This window comes from Microbacterium sp. MDV22-iso44 (assembly GCF_058629135.1).
Map to the genome: position 1 here is coordinate 79462 of NZ_JBZVWS010000002.1, position 16675 is coordinate 96136.

Sequence of the window (16675 nt, forward strand, 5' to 3'; positions counted from 1 at the left end):
CGCCGCAGTCGAGGGCGATACCCTGGACCAATGCGCTTCGCCCACGTTGTCCCTGACGGAGTAGACGAGCCGCAGCTGGTCCTGGTCGAAAAGGACCGTGCCGCCCTGGTGTCGCAGCTCTTCGACGGAGCACCGTCGCGTCTTCAGCCGCTCATCGAAGGAGGCGACGCCCTCCTCGACCGCGTTCGGGAGAGCGCTGCGACCGCCGAGTGGATGCCGCTCGGCGACCCCGTCTTCGCCTCGGCGGTACTCGACACCCCCATCACCATCGCGATCGGGCTGAACTACTCGGCCCACTCGAGCGAACTCGGCCTCAAGGCCGACGCGGCGCCCACGGTCTTCATCCTGTGGCCGGGCTCGCTCTCGGGTCACCGTCAGACGACGACCTGGCCGCGCTCGCTCAGCCAGTCCGTCGACTACGAGGCGGAGCTCGGCGTCATCATCGGGGCGCCTGCCCGCGACGTCGCCCTCGAGGATGCCCTCGACCACGTCTGGGGCTACACCGTGGTCAACGACATCACGGCCCGCGACATCCAGTTCTCCGAGGCGCAGTGGTCGCGCTGCAAGTCGTTCGACGGCTTCACCCCGACGGGACCGTTCGTCGTCACCGCGGACGAGATCCCCGACCCGCAGGATCTGCACATCTGGGCGATCGTCGACGGGAAGATGGTGCAGGACGCCTCGACCGACCAGATGATCCACCCCGTGGCGAAGCTCGTTGCGTTCCTGTCGCAGTCCGCGACCCTTCTGCCGGGAACCCTGATCTCGACCGGCTCCCCCGGTGGCGCGGGCTATTCGCGCGACCCGCAGATCTTCCTCCGCGACCGTTCCACCGTGACCGTCGGAGTGGACGGGATCGGCGAACTGACGACCTTCTGTCGCATCACCGACTGAGACAACGCGAGACAGCAAGAAGCGGCGGTCACCCTAGGGTGGCCGCCGCTTCTTGTCGCGCAGGTCAGTTGTTGAGCTGCGACTGGTCGAGCTGGTCGCAGGGGATGGTCCGGCCGAGGTACTCGACGACACCAGATCCACCAGCGACACAGTTGGTCTGGTACTGCTGGTACAGATCCGCGGTGGAGTTCGCGAAACTCGCGACGCCGACCACGATGATGATGATCGCGATGATCATGAGGACGATGCTCACGATGATCGCGGCGATCGCGAGACCATTCTTCGTGCCGGCCTTGCGGCTCTGCACCAGCGCCACGATGCCGAGGATCAGACCGATGAGCTGGGTTCCGGGGATGATCGCGAGGATCAGGGCGACGATCGCCATCGTGCGCCCCGGGACGGGGCCGGCAGCCGGAGCGCCGGCGTTGTACTGCGGTGCGTTGCCGTAGGCCGGCGCCTCATATGCCGGCGGCGCGGGCGGGATGTTCTGCGAGTTCGGCTGGTTGGGGTCGGTCATGTGAAGTCCTTCAGGTCGCTGATGGGCCGGGATACGACCCCGACGCTAGCGTCCGGCGTTCTCTCAGACAACCCGCAATCACGGACCCTCCACGGCACCCGGTTTTGTGATAATCGGAATCGCTCGGGTGACCGCCTGAAGCCCCGACAACCGTGCCGGCGAGAGCTGCTTGTCGACCTCGTCACGCGACATGAGCCCGGCCTCCACGACCAGGTCGCCCACGTTCCGCTTCGTCAAGAGCGCGGTCTTGGCGAGCGCGGCCGCGGCGGTGTAGCCGATGAACGGCGTCAGCGCCGTGATGACGCCCACCGACGACCCGACCATCGTGCCGAGGCGTTCGCGGTTGGCGGTGATGCCGTCGACGCAATTGACGCGAAGGGTGCGCATGCCGCGCCGCATCCATGTGATCGACTGGAAGATCGAATGCGCGATGACCGGTTCGAACGCGTTGAGCTGCAGCTGTCCGCCCTCGACGGCCATCGTCACCGTGAGGTCCGCACCGGCGACGGCGAACGCGACCTGGTTGACGACCTCGGGGATGACGGGATTCACCTTGCCGGGCATGATGCTCGACCCCGCCTGCCGAGGCGGCAGGTTGATCTCACCGAAGCCCGCCTGCGGTCCGCTTGAGAGCAGGCGCAGGTCGTTGCTGATCTTCGACAGCTTGATCGCATTGCGCTTGAGCGACGACGAGAACGACATGAAGGCGCCGGTGTCACTGGTGGACTCGACGAGGTCTTCGGCCGTCTCGAGGTCGAGCTCGCTGATCTCGCGCAAGTGCCGGAGCACGGCACGCGAGTAATCCGGGTGCGTCGTGATCCCGGTGCCGATGGCCGTCGCACCCATGTTGATCTCGTAGAGGAGGTGCGCGTTCTCGCGGAGACGGTGGTGGTCCTCCCCCAGCGTCGTGGCGAAGCCGTGGAACTCCTGCCCGAGGGTCATGGGGACGGCATCCTGCAACTGCGTGCGTCCCACCTTGAGGACGTCGTGGAACTCGTCGGCCTTCTTCAGGAAGGACTGCCGCAGCAGGTCCAGCTCCTCGAGGAGCGACTGCAGGTCGAGCCCGAGCCCCACCTTGATCGCCGTCGGATAGACGTCGTTGGTCGATTGACTGCGGTTGGTGTGATCGATGGGCGAGAGGAACGCGTAATCGCCCTTCTCGCGGCCCGCCATCTCGAGCGCGATATTGGTGATGACCTCGTTCGCGTTCATGTTGGTCGAGGTTCCGGCGCCGCCCTGGATGACGCCCACGACGAACTGGTCGTGGAACTCGCCGTCGATGACGCGCTGGGCCGCCTGGTCGATGAGATCGGCGCGGGATGCGTCGAGCGCCCCGATCTCCTTGTTGGCGCGCGCGGAGGCCTGCTTGACCATCGCGAGGGCGACGACGAGGTCGCGGTAGACCGAGATCGGTCGCATCGAGATGGGGAAGTTCTCCAGCGCTCTCGCCGTGTGGATGCCCCAGTAGGCGTCGGCGGGGATCTCCATCGATCCCAGGGAGTCGGATTCGGTGCGCGTCGTCGCGTCAGATGCCATGTGCGGTGTCCTCGTGGGTCACAGGGGTGCAGGGATGGATCGAGCCTATCCCCGCACCCCTGAACCTCAGCGGTTCACGCTGGACATGTCGGCATAACGATCCCCGACCGCCGGCGCGACGTCGCCGAGACGGCGGAGCTGGTCATCGCTCAGTGTCAGATCGGCGGCGCCGATGTTCTCCTCGAGCCGCTCGAGCTTGCGCGTACCGGGGATGGGGACGATGTCCTCCCCCTGGGCGAGCAGCCACGCGAGGGCGACCTGTGCGGGTGTCGCCTCGACCTCGGCGGCGATGCCCTCGATCACGTCGACGATCCGCAGGTTGGCGGCGAGCGCCTCGTCCTCGAACCGCGGGTTGCTGCGACGGAAGTCGTCGTCGTCGAGCTGATCGGCCGACCGGATGGCGCCGGTGAGGAAGCCGCGTCCGAGCGGCGAGTACGGGACGAAGCCGATGCCGAGTTCGCGCAATGCCGGCAGCAGCTCGGCCTCGGGATCGCGGGTCCACAGGGAGTACTCGGTCTGCACCGCTGTCACGGGGTGGACCGCGTGCGCGCGACGGATCGTGGCGATGGATGCCTCCGACAGCCCGTACCCGCGGATCTTGCCCTCCTGCACCAGCTCGGCGAGCGCGCCCACGGTCTCCTCGATGGGGACGGCGGGGTCCATGCGGTGCTGGTAGTACAGGTCGATGCGGTCGGTCTGCAGACGCTGCAGCGATCCCTCGACCGAGCGCCGGACGTTCTCGACGCTGCCGTCGACCCCGGAGCGGCCGTCCGGGTGACGCACGATCCCGAACTTCGTGGCGAGCACGACCTCATCCCGGCGGCCCGACTGGGCGAGCGTCTTCCCGAGGAGCTCCTCGTTCGTGTGAGGTCCGTACATCTCCGCGGTGTCGAGCAGGGTCACACCGCGGTCGAGGGCGCCGAGGATGGTCCGCTCGCCCCCGGCGTCATCCTGGCCGGCACCGGTGTAGAACGCGCTGATGCCCATGAGGCCGAGGCCGATGCGGCCGACCTGCGGTCCGTGGGCTCCGAGAATGGTGGTCTTCATGAGGGGCTGATCTCCTTGTCGTAGATGTCGATCTTGTGGTCGATGGCGGCGAGGCTCAGGGTCACCTCGTCGAGCTGGCGGCGAACGACCTCGCGATGCTCCACCAGCAGTCGTCGCCGCTCGGCGACGGTCGATTCCCCATCGCGCACGAGCTCGGTGTAGCGGCGCATGGTGGCGATCGGCATCCCTGTCCACCGCAGCCGCGCGAGGAAGCGGATCCAGGCGAGATCCGCGTCGGAGTAGCGCCGGTGGGATGACGAGGCCCGGTCGACGGGCTGGAGCATCAACCCGGCGCGTTCGTAATAGCGCAGGGTGTGTGCGCTCACGCCGGTGGCTTCCGCAGCCTCGGCGATCGATGCGCCGGCGGAGCCGGAGAGGAGGGTCATGCCTTCACGGTAGAACTTCGAGCGCGCTCGAAGTCAAGCGGGCGCTCAGGAAGGTTTGCGCGAGAACGCCTCGAGCCGCTCCTGGGGGCTCAGAGCGGCCATCTTCTCGACCCACTCGGCGGAGAAGTAGTCGCCGGTCGGGGCATCGACGACGGGCACGACCGTGTGGGTGATCGTGTCGTCGTACACGTGGACGAGGTGGAAGGACTGCGCGGCATCCATTCCGTTGACCTCCGTCGCGGGACGCTGCAGGTTCATCGTGTAGCAGGTCGCCGATGCCACGCTGACGGGGATGCCGGCGAAGGTGCCGTTCGTCGAGTAGTGGAGGTGGCCGGCGAGGATGCCGCGCACGTCCGTTCCCTCTATGACCTCGGCGAGGGCGTCCTGATCGTGGAGCTCGAGGATGTCGAAGAACGGGATATGGCTCGGCAGTGGCGGGTGGTGCAGCGCGAGGAGCGTGCCGAGCGGGGCGGGCTCGGCGAGGACGCCGCGGAGCCACTCGCGCTGCGCCGCATCGATCTCGCCGTGGTGCCATCCGGGCACCGTCGAGTCCAAGACGATGAGCCGCAGCCCGTCGAGGTCGTGCACGGCGGTGATCGGCTCGAGCGATCCGGGTTCGTCGAAGAGTCCCTCTCGCATTGCCGGCCGTTCGTCGTGGTTGCCTGCGACCCAGACGACGGGCGTGCCGAGCCGTTCCGCCACGGGCTCCACGAGCTCGCGCAGCCGTCGATACGCGTCGGGCTCGCCGAGGTCCGTGAGGTCACCCGTCACGACGAGGGCATCGGGGCGGATGCCGGTGCGCTCGATCGCCGCGAGGGCGGCCGCCGCTCCTCCGGTCGAGTCGTACGCGCCGCCGAGCCGACGGTCGCCGGCCAACAGGTGCGTGTCGCTCAGATGGACGATCGAGCGGAGGGCGGGCGCGTGCCGGCCGAAGGAGACGGACTGCATGCCGTCAGCCTATTGACCGCCGCGGACGGCACGCGATCAGTGGTTGAAGAGGATGAGGAGGAGGCCGCCCAGCACGACGAGGCCGCACACGGCGAAGGACGCGTAGGCGCCGATCAGGGCGACACGCTTCTGCGCGACGCTGAGCGGGTTCTTCTTGGCCGCCTTCTTCGCGGCCTTCGCGGCGCGCTTCTGCTCCTTCGGCGTCATCACCGTCAGCGCGTCCGTGAAGGTCGCCGGGATGACCACCGGAACCCGTCCGGCGCGCACGAGCAGGCGCAGCCCGACGGCGTAGAACGACACGACGACCGACGCCGCGAGGAGCGCGGCGACGAAGACCTGGACGAAGGCGAGCCAGTCGATGGTGAGGTTCATCGGGCGTTCTCCTCATCGGATGCGGCGGCCGCCTGGGCGACGCGCTGCTGGCGGCGGGTGGGCGGCGGTTCCTCGGTGAGGTCCACGGCGGCACCGGAGTCGGCGACCTCGCTCATCGCGTTCGCCGCGGTGATCTCGTTGCGCCGCGAGCGCAGGAAGATCGCGAGGACGATCGCGACGGCGATGACCGCGCCGATGATGACGCCGATGAGTTCGCCGACGCCCTGGCCGAACAGGTTCTCGAACCCGACGATGAGGAACGCGGCGAGCGCCCCGACGATGCCGGCAGCGGGGAGGGTCAGCACCCAGCCCACGGTGATGCGCCCGACCGTCCCCCAGCGGACGATCGCGCCGCGGCGTCCGAGACCCGAGCCGATGACGGAGCCCGAGGCGACCTGGGTCGTGGACAGTGCGAAGCCCAAGGCGCTCGATGCGAGGATCGTCGAGGCGGTGGATGCCTCCGCCGAGAAGCCCTGCGCCGGCTTCACGTCGGTGAGGCCCTTGCCGAGCGTGCGGATGATGCGCCAGCCGCCCATGTAGGTGCCGAGGGCGATCGTGAGCGCGCAGGCGAAGATGACCCAGAGCTGCGGGTCCGACTGGGTCTGCCAGCCGACCGTGATGAGGGCGAGGGTGATGACACCCATCGTCTTCTGCGCGTCGTTCGTGCCGTGGGCCAGCGCGACCAGCGAGGACGTGAAGATCTGCCCCCAGCGGAAGCCGTCGCGTCCGTCGGGCTTGTTGTCGTAGCGGCGGGTCACGACGTAGGCGATCTTGGTCGCCACGAACGCGATGATCCCCGCGGTGAGGGGTGCGATGAGAGCCGGCAGGACGACCTTCGAGAGCACGACCCCCGTGTCGATCGCACTGATCGAGGCGCCGACGATCGTCGCTCCGATGAGGCCGCCGAACAGGGCGTGCGACGAGCTGGAGGGGAGACCCAGGAGCCACGTCAGCATGTTCCAGGTGATGGCACCGATGAGGCCCGCGAAAATGATGGCCGGGAAGATCGACTGCGAGAGCTGATCTTCGCGGATCATGCCGCCCGAGATCGTCTTGGCGACCTCGGTGGACAAGAAGGCGCCCACGAGGTTCAGACACGCGGCCAGGAGCACGGCGACCTTGGGCTTCAGGGCACCCGTCGCGATGGGCGTGGCCATCGCGTTCGCGGTGTCGTGGAAGCCGTTGGTGAAGTCGAAGAACAGTGCCAGTGCGATGACCAGGACGACGATGAGTGCTGCGGTTTCCACAGTTCGCTTTCCGTCGGGAATCGGGGGAACGGGGTGCCGCGGCGATCGGCGTTGCGAACGAAAAGTTCACCCAGACGTCATCAGCAGTTCAGTCGGGCCTGGAAAATCCTCGCACAGGTTCCGCCACGGCATAACCCGCGCGCGCCCGCGAGGGTCAGTTAGCGTGGTCGGGTGACTTCCGAAGCCGTGACGCCGCCCGTCGCCGACCGCCGCCCCCTCACCCGGACCCACCACGGCGACGCCGTCTCAGATCCCTACGAATGGCTGCGCGCGAAGGACGACGAGGACGTCATCGGCCACCTCGAGGCCGAGAACGCCTACACCGACGAACGAACCGCTCACCTCGAGGAACTCCGGGGTCGCCTCTTCGACGAGATCAAGGGACGCACCCTCGAGACGGATCTCTCGGTCCCCTCGCGGCGCGGCCACTGGTGGTACTACGGCCGGACGGTCGAGGGCAAACAGTACGGGATCAACTGCCGAGCGCCGATCAGCGACCCGGACGACTGGACCCCGCCGGTCCTCTCCCCCGAGACCGAGGTCCCCGGCGAGCAGGTCCTCCTCGACGGCAACGTCGAAGCGGACGGGCACGACTTCTTCTCCCTCGGCAGCCTCGACGTCTCCAACGACGGCACGCGCCTGCTCTACGGCGTCGACGTCGCGGGCGACGAGCGCTACACCCTCCGCATCCGCGACCTCGCGACCGGCGTCGACCTCCCGGACGTCGTGGAGAACACCTCCTCCGGCGCCGTGTTCTCCCCCGACGGTCGTCACGTCGTCTACACGACGGTCGACGACGCGTGGCGTCCCGACACGGTCTGGCTGCACGAAGTGGGCACGGATGCCGCATCCGATCAGGCGATCTTCACCGAGCCCGATGAGCGCTACTGGGTCGGAGCGGGCTTCACGCGAAGCGACCGCTACCTGGTGATCGGGGTCGGCTCGTCGATCACGTCCGAGGAGTTCCTGGTTCCCGCCGACGACCTCACCTCCGAGCCGCGCTCGGTATGGCCGCGGCGCGAGGGCGTCGAGTACTCGCTGACCCACGCGGTCGTCGACGGCGAGGACGTCCTCTACATCCTCCACAACGACGGCGCGCTCGACTTCGAACTCGTCCGCGTCGCGGCATCCGACCCCACCGGCGACCGTCACGTCGTCCTGCCCCACCTGCCGGGCCGGCGCCTGCTCGACGCCTCGGCCTACCGGGACTGGGCGGTCGTCGAGTACCGGCGTGAGGGCCTGGCGCGGGTCGGCATCCTGGATTACGCCACCGACGAGGTGCGTGAGATCGGCTTCGACGAGCCGCTGTACGCGGTCGGCGCGAGCGGGTCGTCGGAGTGGGCACCGCCGGTCATCCGACTGGGCTACGCCTCGTTCACCACCCCCGGCACGGTCTACGACCTCGAGGTCGCCACGGGCGAGCTGCTGCTGCGCAAGAGCCAGCCCGTGCTGGGCGGCTACGATCCCGCGGATTACGGCCAGGAACGCGTGTGGGCCGTCGCCGACGACGGCACCCGCATCCCCGTGTCCCTCGTCTGGAAGCGCTCGTTCGGAGAGCCCGGCGGCTCACCCCGACCGCTCCACCTGTACGGCTACGGGTCGTACGAGCACTCCATCGAGCCCGGATTCTCGGTGGCGCGCCTGTCGATGCTCGACCGCGGTGTGATCTTCGCGATCGCCCACGTCCGCGGCGGCGGGGAGATGGGCCGGCAGTGGTACGAGGAGGGCAAGCTCCTCCACAAGCGCAACACCTTCACCGACTTCGTCGCCGTCGGGCGCCATCTCGTCGCAGAGGGCTACACGTCGCCCGACCGGCTGGTCGCCGAGGGCGGCTCCGCCGGCGGACTCCTCATGGGCGCCGTCGCGAACCTGGCCCCGGACCTCTTCGCGGGCATCCTTGCCGGGGTGCCCTTCGTCGACGCCCTCACGACGATCCTCGACCCGTCCCTCCCCCTCACCGTCATCGAGTGGGACGAGTGGGGCGACCCGCTGCACAACGCGGACGTGTACGCCTACATGAAGTCGTATACGCCGTACGAGAACGTGCAGGAGGGGGTCCGCTATCCCCGCATCCTCGCGGTGACATCCCTCAACGACACCCGTGTTCTGTACGTCGAACCGGCGAAGTGGGTGGCGCGTCTGCGCGAGGTCGGTGCGGACGCGCTCCTCAAGTGCGAGATGGTCGCCGGACACGGCGGAGTGAGCGGTCGGTACAACTCGTGGCGCGAGCGCGCCTTCGAGCTCGCCTGGCTCCTGGACGTGATGGGACTCGCGGAGAACGACTGATCGTCGCGATTCCGGCGGCCCGCTGGGTACGATGCCGCCATGCCCACTGATCCTCATTACCGCGCGTCGGTGAGAATCGATCTCGACCTCGTCTGCGCTCATCCCGACGACCTGGTGAACGGTCCGGACGACGCATCCCGGATGTCGGCGTCGGCTCTGACGGCCGAGGACGCGCTGCTGTCGATGATCGGGGTCTCCATCGCACCGGGCGCCGACGACCTCGTCCGGATCGAATCGTCGAACGTCGCGATCGTCGACTCGCAGTGGCAGGGGACGTCGGGCAGCGTGCCGGCCGGGTCCTCCGACACGGCGAAGGTCGCCCGGGCCGGCGCACGACTGGCGGGCATCGACTGGGCCCTGAACGAGCTCTTCGGCGGCGCGACCGGCGACGCCTCGGCATCCGAGCTGCGTCAGCGCACCATCATCAAGGGTCTCGTCTGGAACGCGTCCGTCATGGTGGTGGACTGCCTGTTCGACGACGTGATGCAGTTGGCGGATGCCGCGGACGACCGCTCCGCGTGGCGCGAGACCCACGTGATCTCGCAGCTGCCGCCCCAGTACGCGACCCACTACGACCGGATGTTCGCTCAGAAGTTCCTCGCCGCGACGATCGAGGTGACGTCCCGCTTGAGCGCCTCGCCCGTCTACCCGCCGACCGTCGCCCACGAACTCGCGCTCAAGCTCGTGCTCGACGAAGCACAGCGCAACGCCGACCGCCTCGGCAGCGACCTGCCCTCGGGCTGGCGTGAGCACCTCGACACGGTCCTCTTCCAGGACCTCGACGTGGAATCGCTCTTCGCCGACCAGGACGAGACCACGAAGCGGGATGCCGCGGCCGCCACGCCTCCCCTGGATTTCGCGAGCTGGTTCATCCCCTACGCTCACGCCCCCGCTCCGGCTCCCTACGCCAGCGACGACCTCAAAGAGCCCGCCGGCCGCTAGCACGACGGACCGCGTCGAGGCAATTGTCAGTTTCCGCGTCCGGCATCCCATAAAATCGGAATCCCCAGGGGGAGTACTCCGCTACGGTCGGTTCGTCATTACGGATGTGAAGGCGCATCCCGGACCACCGGTCTCGAAAGTTCGAGATGGAGAAGACTCTGGCGTCATTCGTTCACGCCATCGAGGAGACTCCTGTGGAAATCACCCCCCTTGTCTGGGGCATCACGATCGCTGTCACGATCGCATTCTTCGTCTATGAATTCTTCGCGCACGTGCGCAAGCCGCACGAGCCGTCGGTCGGTGAGTCCGCCCGCTGGTCGGCCTTCTACATCGGGCTCGCCCTGTTGTTCGGCGTCGTCATCGGTTTCGTGCCCGGCTGGGGATGGGTGTACTCCGGCGAGTACTTCGCCGGGTACCTGACGGAGAAGGCGCTGTCGATCGACAACCTCTTCGTCTTCCTCATCGTGATGGCCGGGTTCGCCGTGCCGAAGATCTATCAGCAGAAGGTGCTGATGATCGGCATCGTGATCGCCCTGATCATGCGCGGTGGATTCATCGCGGTGGGCGCCGCCCTCATCGAGAACTTCTCGTGGATCTTCTACATCTTCGGGGCGTTGCTGCTGTTCCTGGCCTACCGTCAGGCGTTCGCCCACGGCGACTCCGACCCGGCCAACGGCAAGTTCATGCAGTTCGTCCGCCGCATCCTGCCCGTCAGCGACGAGTACAACGGCGACAAGCTCACGGTGAAGAAGGGCGGCAAGCGCTTCGTCACCCCGATGCTGCTCGTCATCGTCGCCATCGGATTCGTCGACCTGATCTTCGCGGTCGACTCGATCCCCGCCATCTACGGCCTCACGAACGAGGCGTACATCGTCTTCACCGCCAACGCCTTCGCCCTCATGGGTCTGCGTCAGCTCTACTTCCTCATCGGCGGTCTGCTGGAGCGTCTCGTTTACCTGGCTCAGGGCCTGGCGGTCATCCTCGCCTTCATCGGCGTCAAGCTGCTCTTCCACGCTCTGCACGTCAACGAGCTTCCCTTCATCAACGGCGGCGAGCCGCTGCTGTGGGTACCCGAGATCCCGATCTGGCTCTCGCTGCTGTTCATCGCGGCCACGATCGTCGTGGCGACCGTCGCGAGCCTCGCCAAGACGCGTCGCGACGACGCGAAGGCTCTCGCGAGCGGAACGCCCACGTCGACCCCGGAGCAGAAGAAGGAGCACAGCTGACCGATGGACAGCGACCATACGCGGACGCCCCTCACTGAGGCCGCAGACATCGAGGAGACCCGATGAACGACCTCGCCCTGAACATCGCCCTCGTCGTGGTGTTCGTCCTGGTGGGGGGCGTCTTCGCAGCCACCGAGATGGCGCTCGTGACGCTCCGCGAGAGCCAGATCAACGCGATCGCCGCACGGGGCAAGCGAGGAGCGAAGGTGGCGGGTCTGGCCCGCAACCCGAACACCTTCCTCTCCGCCGTACAGATCGGCGTGACCGTGGCGGGCTTCGCGTCCGCCGCGTACGGCGCCACCTCGATCGCCCCATCGGTCGCCCCCCTCATCGAGTCGCTGGGGGCCGATCCGGGACTCGCCCTGACGCTGGCGACGCTCCTCCTCACGCTGCTGATCGCCTACCTCTCGCTCGTGCTCGGCGAGCTCGTGCCGAAGCGGCTCGCGATCCAGCGCAACGCACAGTTCGCCTACGCCGTCGCTCCCATCCTCGACGGGTTCGCCAAGGTCATGCGGCCGGTGATCTGGCTGCTCTCCGTCTCGACGAACGCGCTCGTCCGTCTGCTGGGCGGCGACCCGCACAAGACGGGTGAGGAGATGACCGACGAGGAGGTCCGAGACATCGTCGCCAGTCACGAAGGGCTGCCCGACGACGAGCGCCGCATCCTCGAGGACGTCCTGTCGCTGCGTGGCCGTCAGCTCAGCGAGGTCATGCGCCCCCGCCCCGAGGTCACCGCGCTCGACGACACCGCGACCATCGGCGAGGCGGTCGCGCACGCCCGAGCGCTGCCGTTCTCGCGCTACCCCGTCGCGGACACCTCGATCGACGACATCGTCGGGTTCGTGCACGTCCGTGACCTCTTCGAGGCGGTCGCCGAGGGTCGGGATGCCCCCTTGTCGGGCATCGTGCGACCGATCCCCTACTTCCCGTCGACGGCGCGCGTCCTGCCGACACTCACCAAGATGCGCGCCGAAGGGCACCAGATCGCGGTGGTGGTCGACGAGTACGGCGGGACGGACGGAATCGTCACCCTCGAGGACCTCGTAGAGGAGGTCGTGGGCGAGATCTTCGACGAATACGACACCGCGGTCGCGCCCGACGCGGACCGCGAGATCATCGACGGACGTCTGAACCTGCAGGACTTCTCGGAGGCGACGGGCATCGTGCTTCCCCGCGGAGCGTCCGACACGGTCGCCGGATTCGTCATGGAGCGGCTCGGCCGCCTCGCCGTCGTCGGCGACGCGATCGAGGTCGACGGCGCGACCATCGAGGTCACGGCGCTCGATCGTCGACGGATCGCCGAGGTCCGGGTCACGACGCGCGAAAGCGCCGACCCCGACCAGGACTGACCGAGCGGCTGTGCCACCCGCGACGAGGTGAGCATGTCCCGGACGCGCAGATCTACTGAGCCGTCGCACGAAGAGAGCCCCCGCATCCTGAACAGGAGCGGGGGCTCTCTCGCGTGACGTGTCGACGGTGCCGGCTACAGGACTTGAACCTGCAACCCCCGTATTACAAGTACGGTGCGCTACCAATTGCGCCAAGCCGGCAGAGGGCCCAGTCTAACCGGGCCGCGGGGTCAGCCTTCGGGCGTGGCGGGTGCGGCGGGGGTTGCCGGAGCGGTGGGCGTCGGGGTCGGGGTCTGGTCCGTGTAGAACGCGTCGCTGGCGCTCGTCAGCACGAACTGCGAGAACTCCGCGGCATCCTTCAACGCGCCCATGTACGGCTGGCCGTTGACGAGGATCATCGGGGTCCCGGTGAGCTGCAGTCCGTCGGTGTCGGGGATCCCGGCGATGGCGCGCTCGGTGGCGTCCTTCGCCCACTGGACGTAGTCGCCGTCCTCGATGCACGAGCGGAGGGTGTCGGGGTCGCCCGCGCCCACGGCCTGCGCGAGATCGGCGAGCTCGACGTCCGAGAAGCCGTCGGTGTCCATGGCGGGCTGCCGCGTGAGCAGCTCGGTGTTGTAAGCGAAGAACACGCTCTCGTCGTGGGTCGCGACGCAGGCGGCGGCCGCAGCGGCACGCAACGAGTACTTCGTGCCGTTCGACTTGGCCGTCAGCATCGAGACGGGGTGGTAGCTCAGCGTCGCGGCTCCCTCGTCGACCCACGTCGTCAGCTGATCGACGTTCGCGAGCTGCCATTCACGGGCGCCCGGCGAGAGGTAGTCGACGTAGACGCGGATGTCGACGGGCGCCGTAGCGGATGCCGTCGGTGCCGGCGTGGCCGCCTTGTCCGAACCCGGCGTGGCTTCGACGGCGCTGTCGTCGATGGCGCCCTGGTCGGATGCCACGCCGGTGACGTCGCTCACGGCGAACCCGTCCGAGCTGGCCGTCTCGGGCGTCAGGTCGCGCCCGCCCATCGTCGACGTGACCGACCACACGACGACGGCGGCGACAGCGGCGACAGCACCCGTGGCGAGGACGCCGAGCGAGATGCGGCGAGCCAGGCGTGCTCGCGACTGTCGGACGTGAACGCGCTTCGCCTTCTCGCGCACGGCTTCGCGACGGTCGGTCGCGGATGACGGAGTGTCGCCGGAATCGGTGGACATGAAACCTCGGGAAAGTTCTGTGGTGCGGCCAACGGGCCCGGCGCCCGGGGGTGGCGCACGCTCCGATGTTAGTCAGACGCGCTGGAAAAAGGCTGACGAGACCGCATCCCTCCCCTGGCCGCGACCGTGGCATACTGAACACGCACCCGATGATGGGTGTGCGGGGAGTCCCCCCGCTCGCTTCACTACGGATCGTCCGGCACGTACCTGCCGGTGAAGGAGAAGAAACGATGGCGTCCGTCACATTCGACAACGCAACCCGTCTGTACCCCGGTGGCACCCGCCCGGCGGTCGACAAGCTCAACCTCGAGGTCGCCGATGGCGAGTTCCTCGTCCTGGTCGGCCCTTCCGGTTGCGGTAAGTCCACCTCGCTCCGCATGCTCGCGGGCCTCGAAGAGGTCAACTCCGGCTCGATCCGGATCGGCGACCGCGACGTCACCGACGTCCCGCCGAAGGACCGCGACATCGCGATGGTGTTCCAGAACTACGCGCTCTACCCGCACATGACCGTCGCCGAGAACATGGGCTTCGCGCTCAAGATCGCCGGTGTCGGCAAGGAGGAGCGTGCATCGCGTGTCCTCGAGGCCGCCAAGCTTCTCGACCTCGAGGAGTACCTGACCCGCAAGCCGAAGGCACTCTCGGGTGGTCAGCGTCAGCGTGTCGCCATGGGTCGCGCGATCGTGCGTCAGCCCCAGGTGTTCCTCATGGACGAGCCGCTGTCGAACCTCGACGCGAAGCTCCGCGTCCAGACCCGTACGCAGATCGCGTCGCTCCAGCGTCGCCTCGGCGTCACCACGGTCTACGTCACCCACGACCAGACCGAGGCCCTCACGATGGGTGACCGCATCGCGGTCCTGAAGGACGGCCTCCTGCAGCAGGTCGGCACCCCGCGTGACCTGTACGAGAAGCCGAACAACGTGTTCGTCGCCGGCTTCATCGGCTCGCCCGCCATGAACCTGTTCCCGGCGGACCTCGCCGAGGGCGGCATCCGCTTCGGTTCCGAGGTCGTTCCCCTCGACCGCGACACGGTCGGCCGCGCCAACGGCAGCCAGGTCACGGTCGGTGTGCGCCCCGAGGACATCGAGGTCGGTCCCGCCGACGGCAAGGGCCTCGCGGTCCAGGTCGACCTCGTCGAGGAGCTCGGCGCCGACGGCTACCTCTACGGCCACGTCGACATCAACGGCAAGCGCACCGACATCGTCGCTCGCGTCGACGGCCGCAACCACCCGAACGCGGGCGAGACGGTCACCCTGGCCGCCAAGCCGGGCCACGTGCACGCGTTCGACATCGAGTCGGGCGAACGCCTCAACGACAAGCCGGTCGTCTCGGCCTGATCGTCATCATCAGCAGGACCGCGGCGCGGGTGGGTCTCCGGACCTCCCGCGCCGCGGTGCGTGAGTCGGAGGTTCCCGCGTGGTCCATTCCCTGAGCATCACCGCCAGCAGCGTCGACGCCGGGCTTCTCGCCCTGCCATGGTCGACGCCCCTCGGCGAGTGGCCGAGCGACGCGATCGTCTCACTCCCCAAGGGACTCTCCCGTCACCTCGTGCGCTTCGCGAGCCTGTCGGGCCGCGTCGTCGCGGTGAAGGAGACCACCGCCGAGATGGCTCGACGCGAGTACGAGATGCTCGGGTCGCTCGGGCGTCTCGATGTCCCCTGCGTGAGTCGCGTCGCCGTGATCGACGGTCGGCGGACCTCCAAGGGCGAGCCGCTCCCGGCTGCCCTCGTGACAGCGCACCTGCGCTTCTCCCTCCCCTACCGAGCCCTCTTCACCCAGACGCTGCGCCCCGACACCGCGACGCGTCTCGTCGACGCGCTCGCAGCGCTCCTCGTCCGTCTTCACAACGTCGGCTTCTTCTGGGGCGACGTGTCGCTGTCGAACACGTTGTTCCGACGGGATGCCGGGGCCTTCGCGGCGTACCTCGTCGACGCCGAGACGGGTGAGCTGCACGAGGGCGGGCTGACTCGCGGTCAGCGCGAGCACGACCTCGACGTCGCGCGCACGAACATCGCCGGCGAGATCATGGATCTCGAGGCCGGCGGCCGACTCGAGGGCGGCGTCGATGCCGTCGCGATCGCCGACGGCATCATGTCGTCCTATCGGTCGCTGTGGAGTGCCCTGACCGAGACCGAGACGTTCGCGGCGAACGAGACCTGGCGCATCACCGAACGCGTGCAGCGCCTGAACGGCCTCGGCTTCGACATCGGCGAGATGTCGATCGACGAGACCGCCGACGGCACGAAGGTCCTCATCCAGCCGAAGGTCGTGGATGCCGGCCACCACCAGCGTCGGCTGCTGCGACTCACCGGACTCGATGTCGAAGAGAACCAGGCCCGGCGGCTGCTGAACGACCTCGACGAGTTCGCGGCGCGCGTCTCACGTCTCGGCAGCGACGAGGAGATGGTCGCCCACGAATGGCTGACCCGCGTCTTCGAGCCCGTCGTCAAGGCGATCCCCTGGGAGCTGCGCAGCAAGCTCGAGCCTGCCGAGGTGTTCCATCAGGTGCTCGAGCACCGGTGGTACATGTCGCAGGCGCGAGGGCGCTCGATCCCGATCGCGGAGGTCCTGTCCTCCTACATCGACGGCGTGCTGCGGCACCGCCGTGACGAGGCGACTGTGATGGGCCCGCCGACCGAGACGACGGCACTCCCGGTCATCACGTCCGACGTGCCCGTCAGCGACGACGACGAGGACGAGGTCGACTGGCGCGATCTCGTCTGACCGGC

Annotated in this window: 15 protein-coding genes and 1 tRNA gene; 7 read left to right on the top strand and 9 right to left on the bottom strand. The window is 68.1% G+C overall.

Features of this window, described 5'->3' with window-relative positions:
- Nucleotides 1–30: 30 nt before the first annotated feature.
- A complete protein-coding gene (locus tag AC4NN1_RS07105; protein WP_018187170.1) occupies nt 31–894 on the top strand; it encodes a fumarylacetoacetate hydrolase family protein in 864 nt (287 codons plus the stop codon).
- Nucleotides 895–958: 64 nt separating this feature from the next.
- On the opposite strand, the gene AC4NN1_RS07110 is transcribed toward AC4NN1_RS07105, so the two are convergent.
- The 7 genes from AC4NN1_RS07110 to AC4NN1_RS07140 all read right to left on the bottom strand — a co-directional run bounded on the left by AC4NN1_RS07110 (nt 959) and on the right by AC4NN1_RS07140 (nt 6947).
- Entirely contained in the window at nt 959–1411 is a 453-nt protein-coding gene (locus AC4NN1_RS07110) for a DUF4190 domain-containing protein (RefSeq protein WP_491954909.1), read from the bottom strand.
- Between the two features lie 78 nt (nt 1412–1489).
- Nucleotides 1490–2947, bottom strand: coding sequence for an aspartate ammonia-lyase (locus AC4NN1_RS07115; RefSeq protein ID WP_018187168.1), 1458 nt, complete (start codon nt 2945–2947; stop codon nt 1490–1492).
- A gap of 66 nt (nt 2948–3013) precedes the next feature.
- On the bottom strand, nt 3014–3994 hold the full coding sequence (locus tag AC4NN1_RS07120; RefSeq protein WP_491954910.1) for an aldo/keto reductase: 981 nt from the start codon (nt 3992–3994) through the stop codon (nt 3014–3016).
- On the bottom strand, nt 3991–4380 hold the full coding sequence (locus tag AC4NN1_RS07125; RefSeq protein WP_116228388.1) for a MerR family transcriptional regulator: 390 nt from the start codon (nt 4378–4380) through the stop codon (nt 3991–3993). Before AC4NN1_RS07125 ends, AC4NN1_RS07120 begins: the two co-directional genes overlap by 4 nt.
- Before the next feature lie 45 nt (nt 4381–4425).
- The gene (locus AC4NN1_RS07130) at nt 4426–5328 is read right to left on the bottom strand and encodes a phosphodiesterase (RefSeq protein WP_336123351.1); all 903 of its coding nucleotides are present in this window, start codon (nt 5326–5328) and stop codon (nt 4426–4428) included.
- Nucleotides 5329–5364: 36 nt separating this feature from the next.
- Entirely contained in the window at nt 5365–5700 is a 336-nt protein-coding gene (locus AC4NN1_RS07135; RefSeq protein WP_018187164.1) for a hypothetical protein, read from the bottom strand.
- Complete coding sequence (locus AC4NN1_RS07140) at nt 5697–6947, bottom strand: inorganic phosphate transporter (RefSeq protein ID WP_018187163.1); 1251 nt, start codon at nt 6945–6947, stop codon at nt 5697–5699. Before AC4NN1_RS07140 ends, AC4NN1_RS07135 begins: the two co-directional genes overlap by 4 nt.
- A gap of 186 nt (nt 6948–7133) precedes the next feature.
- On the opposite strand from AC4NN1_RS07140, the gene AC4NN1_RS07145 reads away from it, so the two are divergent.
- The 4 genes from AC4NN1_RS07145 (at nt 7134) to AC4NN1_RS07160 (ending at nt 12750) form a co-directional block, all read left to right on the top strand.
- Nucleotides 7134–9233, top strand: a complete 2100-nt coding sequence (locus tag AC4NN1_RS07145) for a S9 family peptidase (RefSeq protein WP_491955207.1) — start codon at nt 7134–7136, stop codon at nt 9231–9233.
- A gap of 39 nt (nt 9234–9272) precedes the next feature.
- A complete protein-coding gene (locus tag AC4NN1_RS07150; protein ID WP_363457607.1) occupies nt 9273–10175 on the top strand; it encodes a hypothetical protein in 903 nt (300 codons plus the stop codon).
- Between the two features lie 194 nt (nt 10176–10369).
- A complete protein-coding gene (locus AC4NN1_RS07155; RefSeq protein ID WP_026302892.1) occupies nt 10370–11401 on the top strand; it encodes a TerC family protein in 1032 nt (343 codons plus the stop codon).
- 62 nt (nt 11402–11463) lie between these two features.
- Nucleotides 11464–12750, top strand: a complete 1287-nt coding sequence (locus AC4NN1_RS07160; protein ID WP_491954911.1) for a hemolysin family protein — start codon at nt 11464–11466, stop codon at nt 12748–12750.
- 128 nt (nt 12751–12878) lie between these two features.
- Here the strand turns inward: AC4NN1_RS07160 and AC4NN1_RS07165 are convergent.
- Both AC4NN1_RS07165 and AC4NN1_RS07170 read right to left on the bottom strand, forming a co-directional pair.
- Nucleotides 12879–12951, bottom strand: a tRNA-Thr gene (locus tag AC4NN1_RS07165).
- Between the two features lie 29 nt (nt 12952–12980).
- Nucleotides 12981–13949: a DsbA family protein gene (locus AC4NN1_RS07170; RefSeq protein ID WP_020098267.1), complete on the bottom strand. Its 969-nt coding sequence runs from the start codon at nt 13947–13949 to the stop codon at nt 12981–12983.
- Between the two features lie 230 nt (nt 13950–14179).
- Between AC4NN1_RS07170 and AC4NN1_RS07175 the strand changes: the two genes are divergently transcribed.
- Together AC4NN1_RS07175 and AC4NN1_RS07180 are read left to right on the top strand one after the other, a co-directional pair.
- Nucleotides 14180–15283, top strand: coding sequence for an ABC transporter ATP-binding protein (locus AC4NN1_RS07175; protein WP_018187157.1), 1104 nt, complete (start codon nt 14180–14182; stop codon nt 15281–15283).
- 79 nt (nt 15284–15362) lie between these two features.
- Complete coding sequence (locus AC4NN1_RS07180) at nt 15363–16670, top strand: DUF4032 domain-containing protein (protein ID WP_018187156.1); 1308 nt, start codon at nt 15363–15365, stop codon at nt 16668–16670.
- Nucleotides 16671–16675 lie beyond the last annotated feature (5 nt).

Bases quoted from the DNA above. Each gene is read 5' to 3' on its own strand.
- AC4NN1_RS07105 (WP_018187170.1), top strand. From the start codon at position 31: ATGCGCTTCGCCCACGTTGTCCCTGACGGAGTAGACGAGCCGCAGCTG.
- AC4NN1_RS07110 (WP_491954909.1), bottom strand. From the start codon at position 1,411: ATGACCGACCCCAACCAGCCGAACTCGCAGAACATCCCGCCCGCGCCG.
- AC4NN1_RS07115 (WP_018187168.1), bottom strand. From the start codon at position 2,947: ATGGCATCTGACGCGACGACGCGCACCGAATCCGACTCCCTGGGATCG.
- AC4NN1_RS07120 (WP_491954910.1), bottom strand. From the start codon at position 3,994: ATGAAGACCACCATTCTCGGAGCCCACGGACCGCAGGTCGGCCGCATC.
- AC4NN1_RS07125 (WP_116228388.1), bottom strand. From the start codon at position 4,380: ATGACCCTCCTCTCCGGCTCCGCCGGCGCATCGATCGCCGAGGCTGCG.
- AC4NN1_RS07130 (WP_336123351.1), bottom strand. From the start codon at position 5,328: ATGCAGTCCGTCTCCTTCGGCCGGCACGCGCCCGCCCTCCGCTCGATC.
- AC4NN1_RS07135 (WP_018187164.1), bottom strand. From the start codon at position 5,700: ATGAACCTCACCATCGACTGGCTCGCCTTCGTCCAGGTCTTCGTCGCC.
- AC4NN1_RS07150 (WP_363457607.1), top strand. From the start codon at position 9,273: ATGCCCACTGATCCTCATTACCGCGCGTCGGTGAGAATCGATCTCGAC.
- AC4NN1_RS07160 (WP_491954911.1), top strand. From the start codon at position 11,464: ATGAACGACCTCGCCCTGAACATCGCCCTCGTCGTGGTGTTCGTCCTG.
- AC4NN1_RS07170 (WP_020098267.1), bottom strand. From the start codon at position 13,949: ATGTCCACCGATTCCGGCGACACTCCGTCATCCGCGACCGACCGTCGC.
- AC4NN1_RS07175 (WP_018187157.1), top strand. From the start codon at position 14,180: ATGGCGTCCGTCACATTCGACAACGCAACCCGTCTGTACCCCGGTGGC.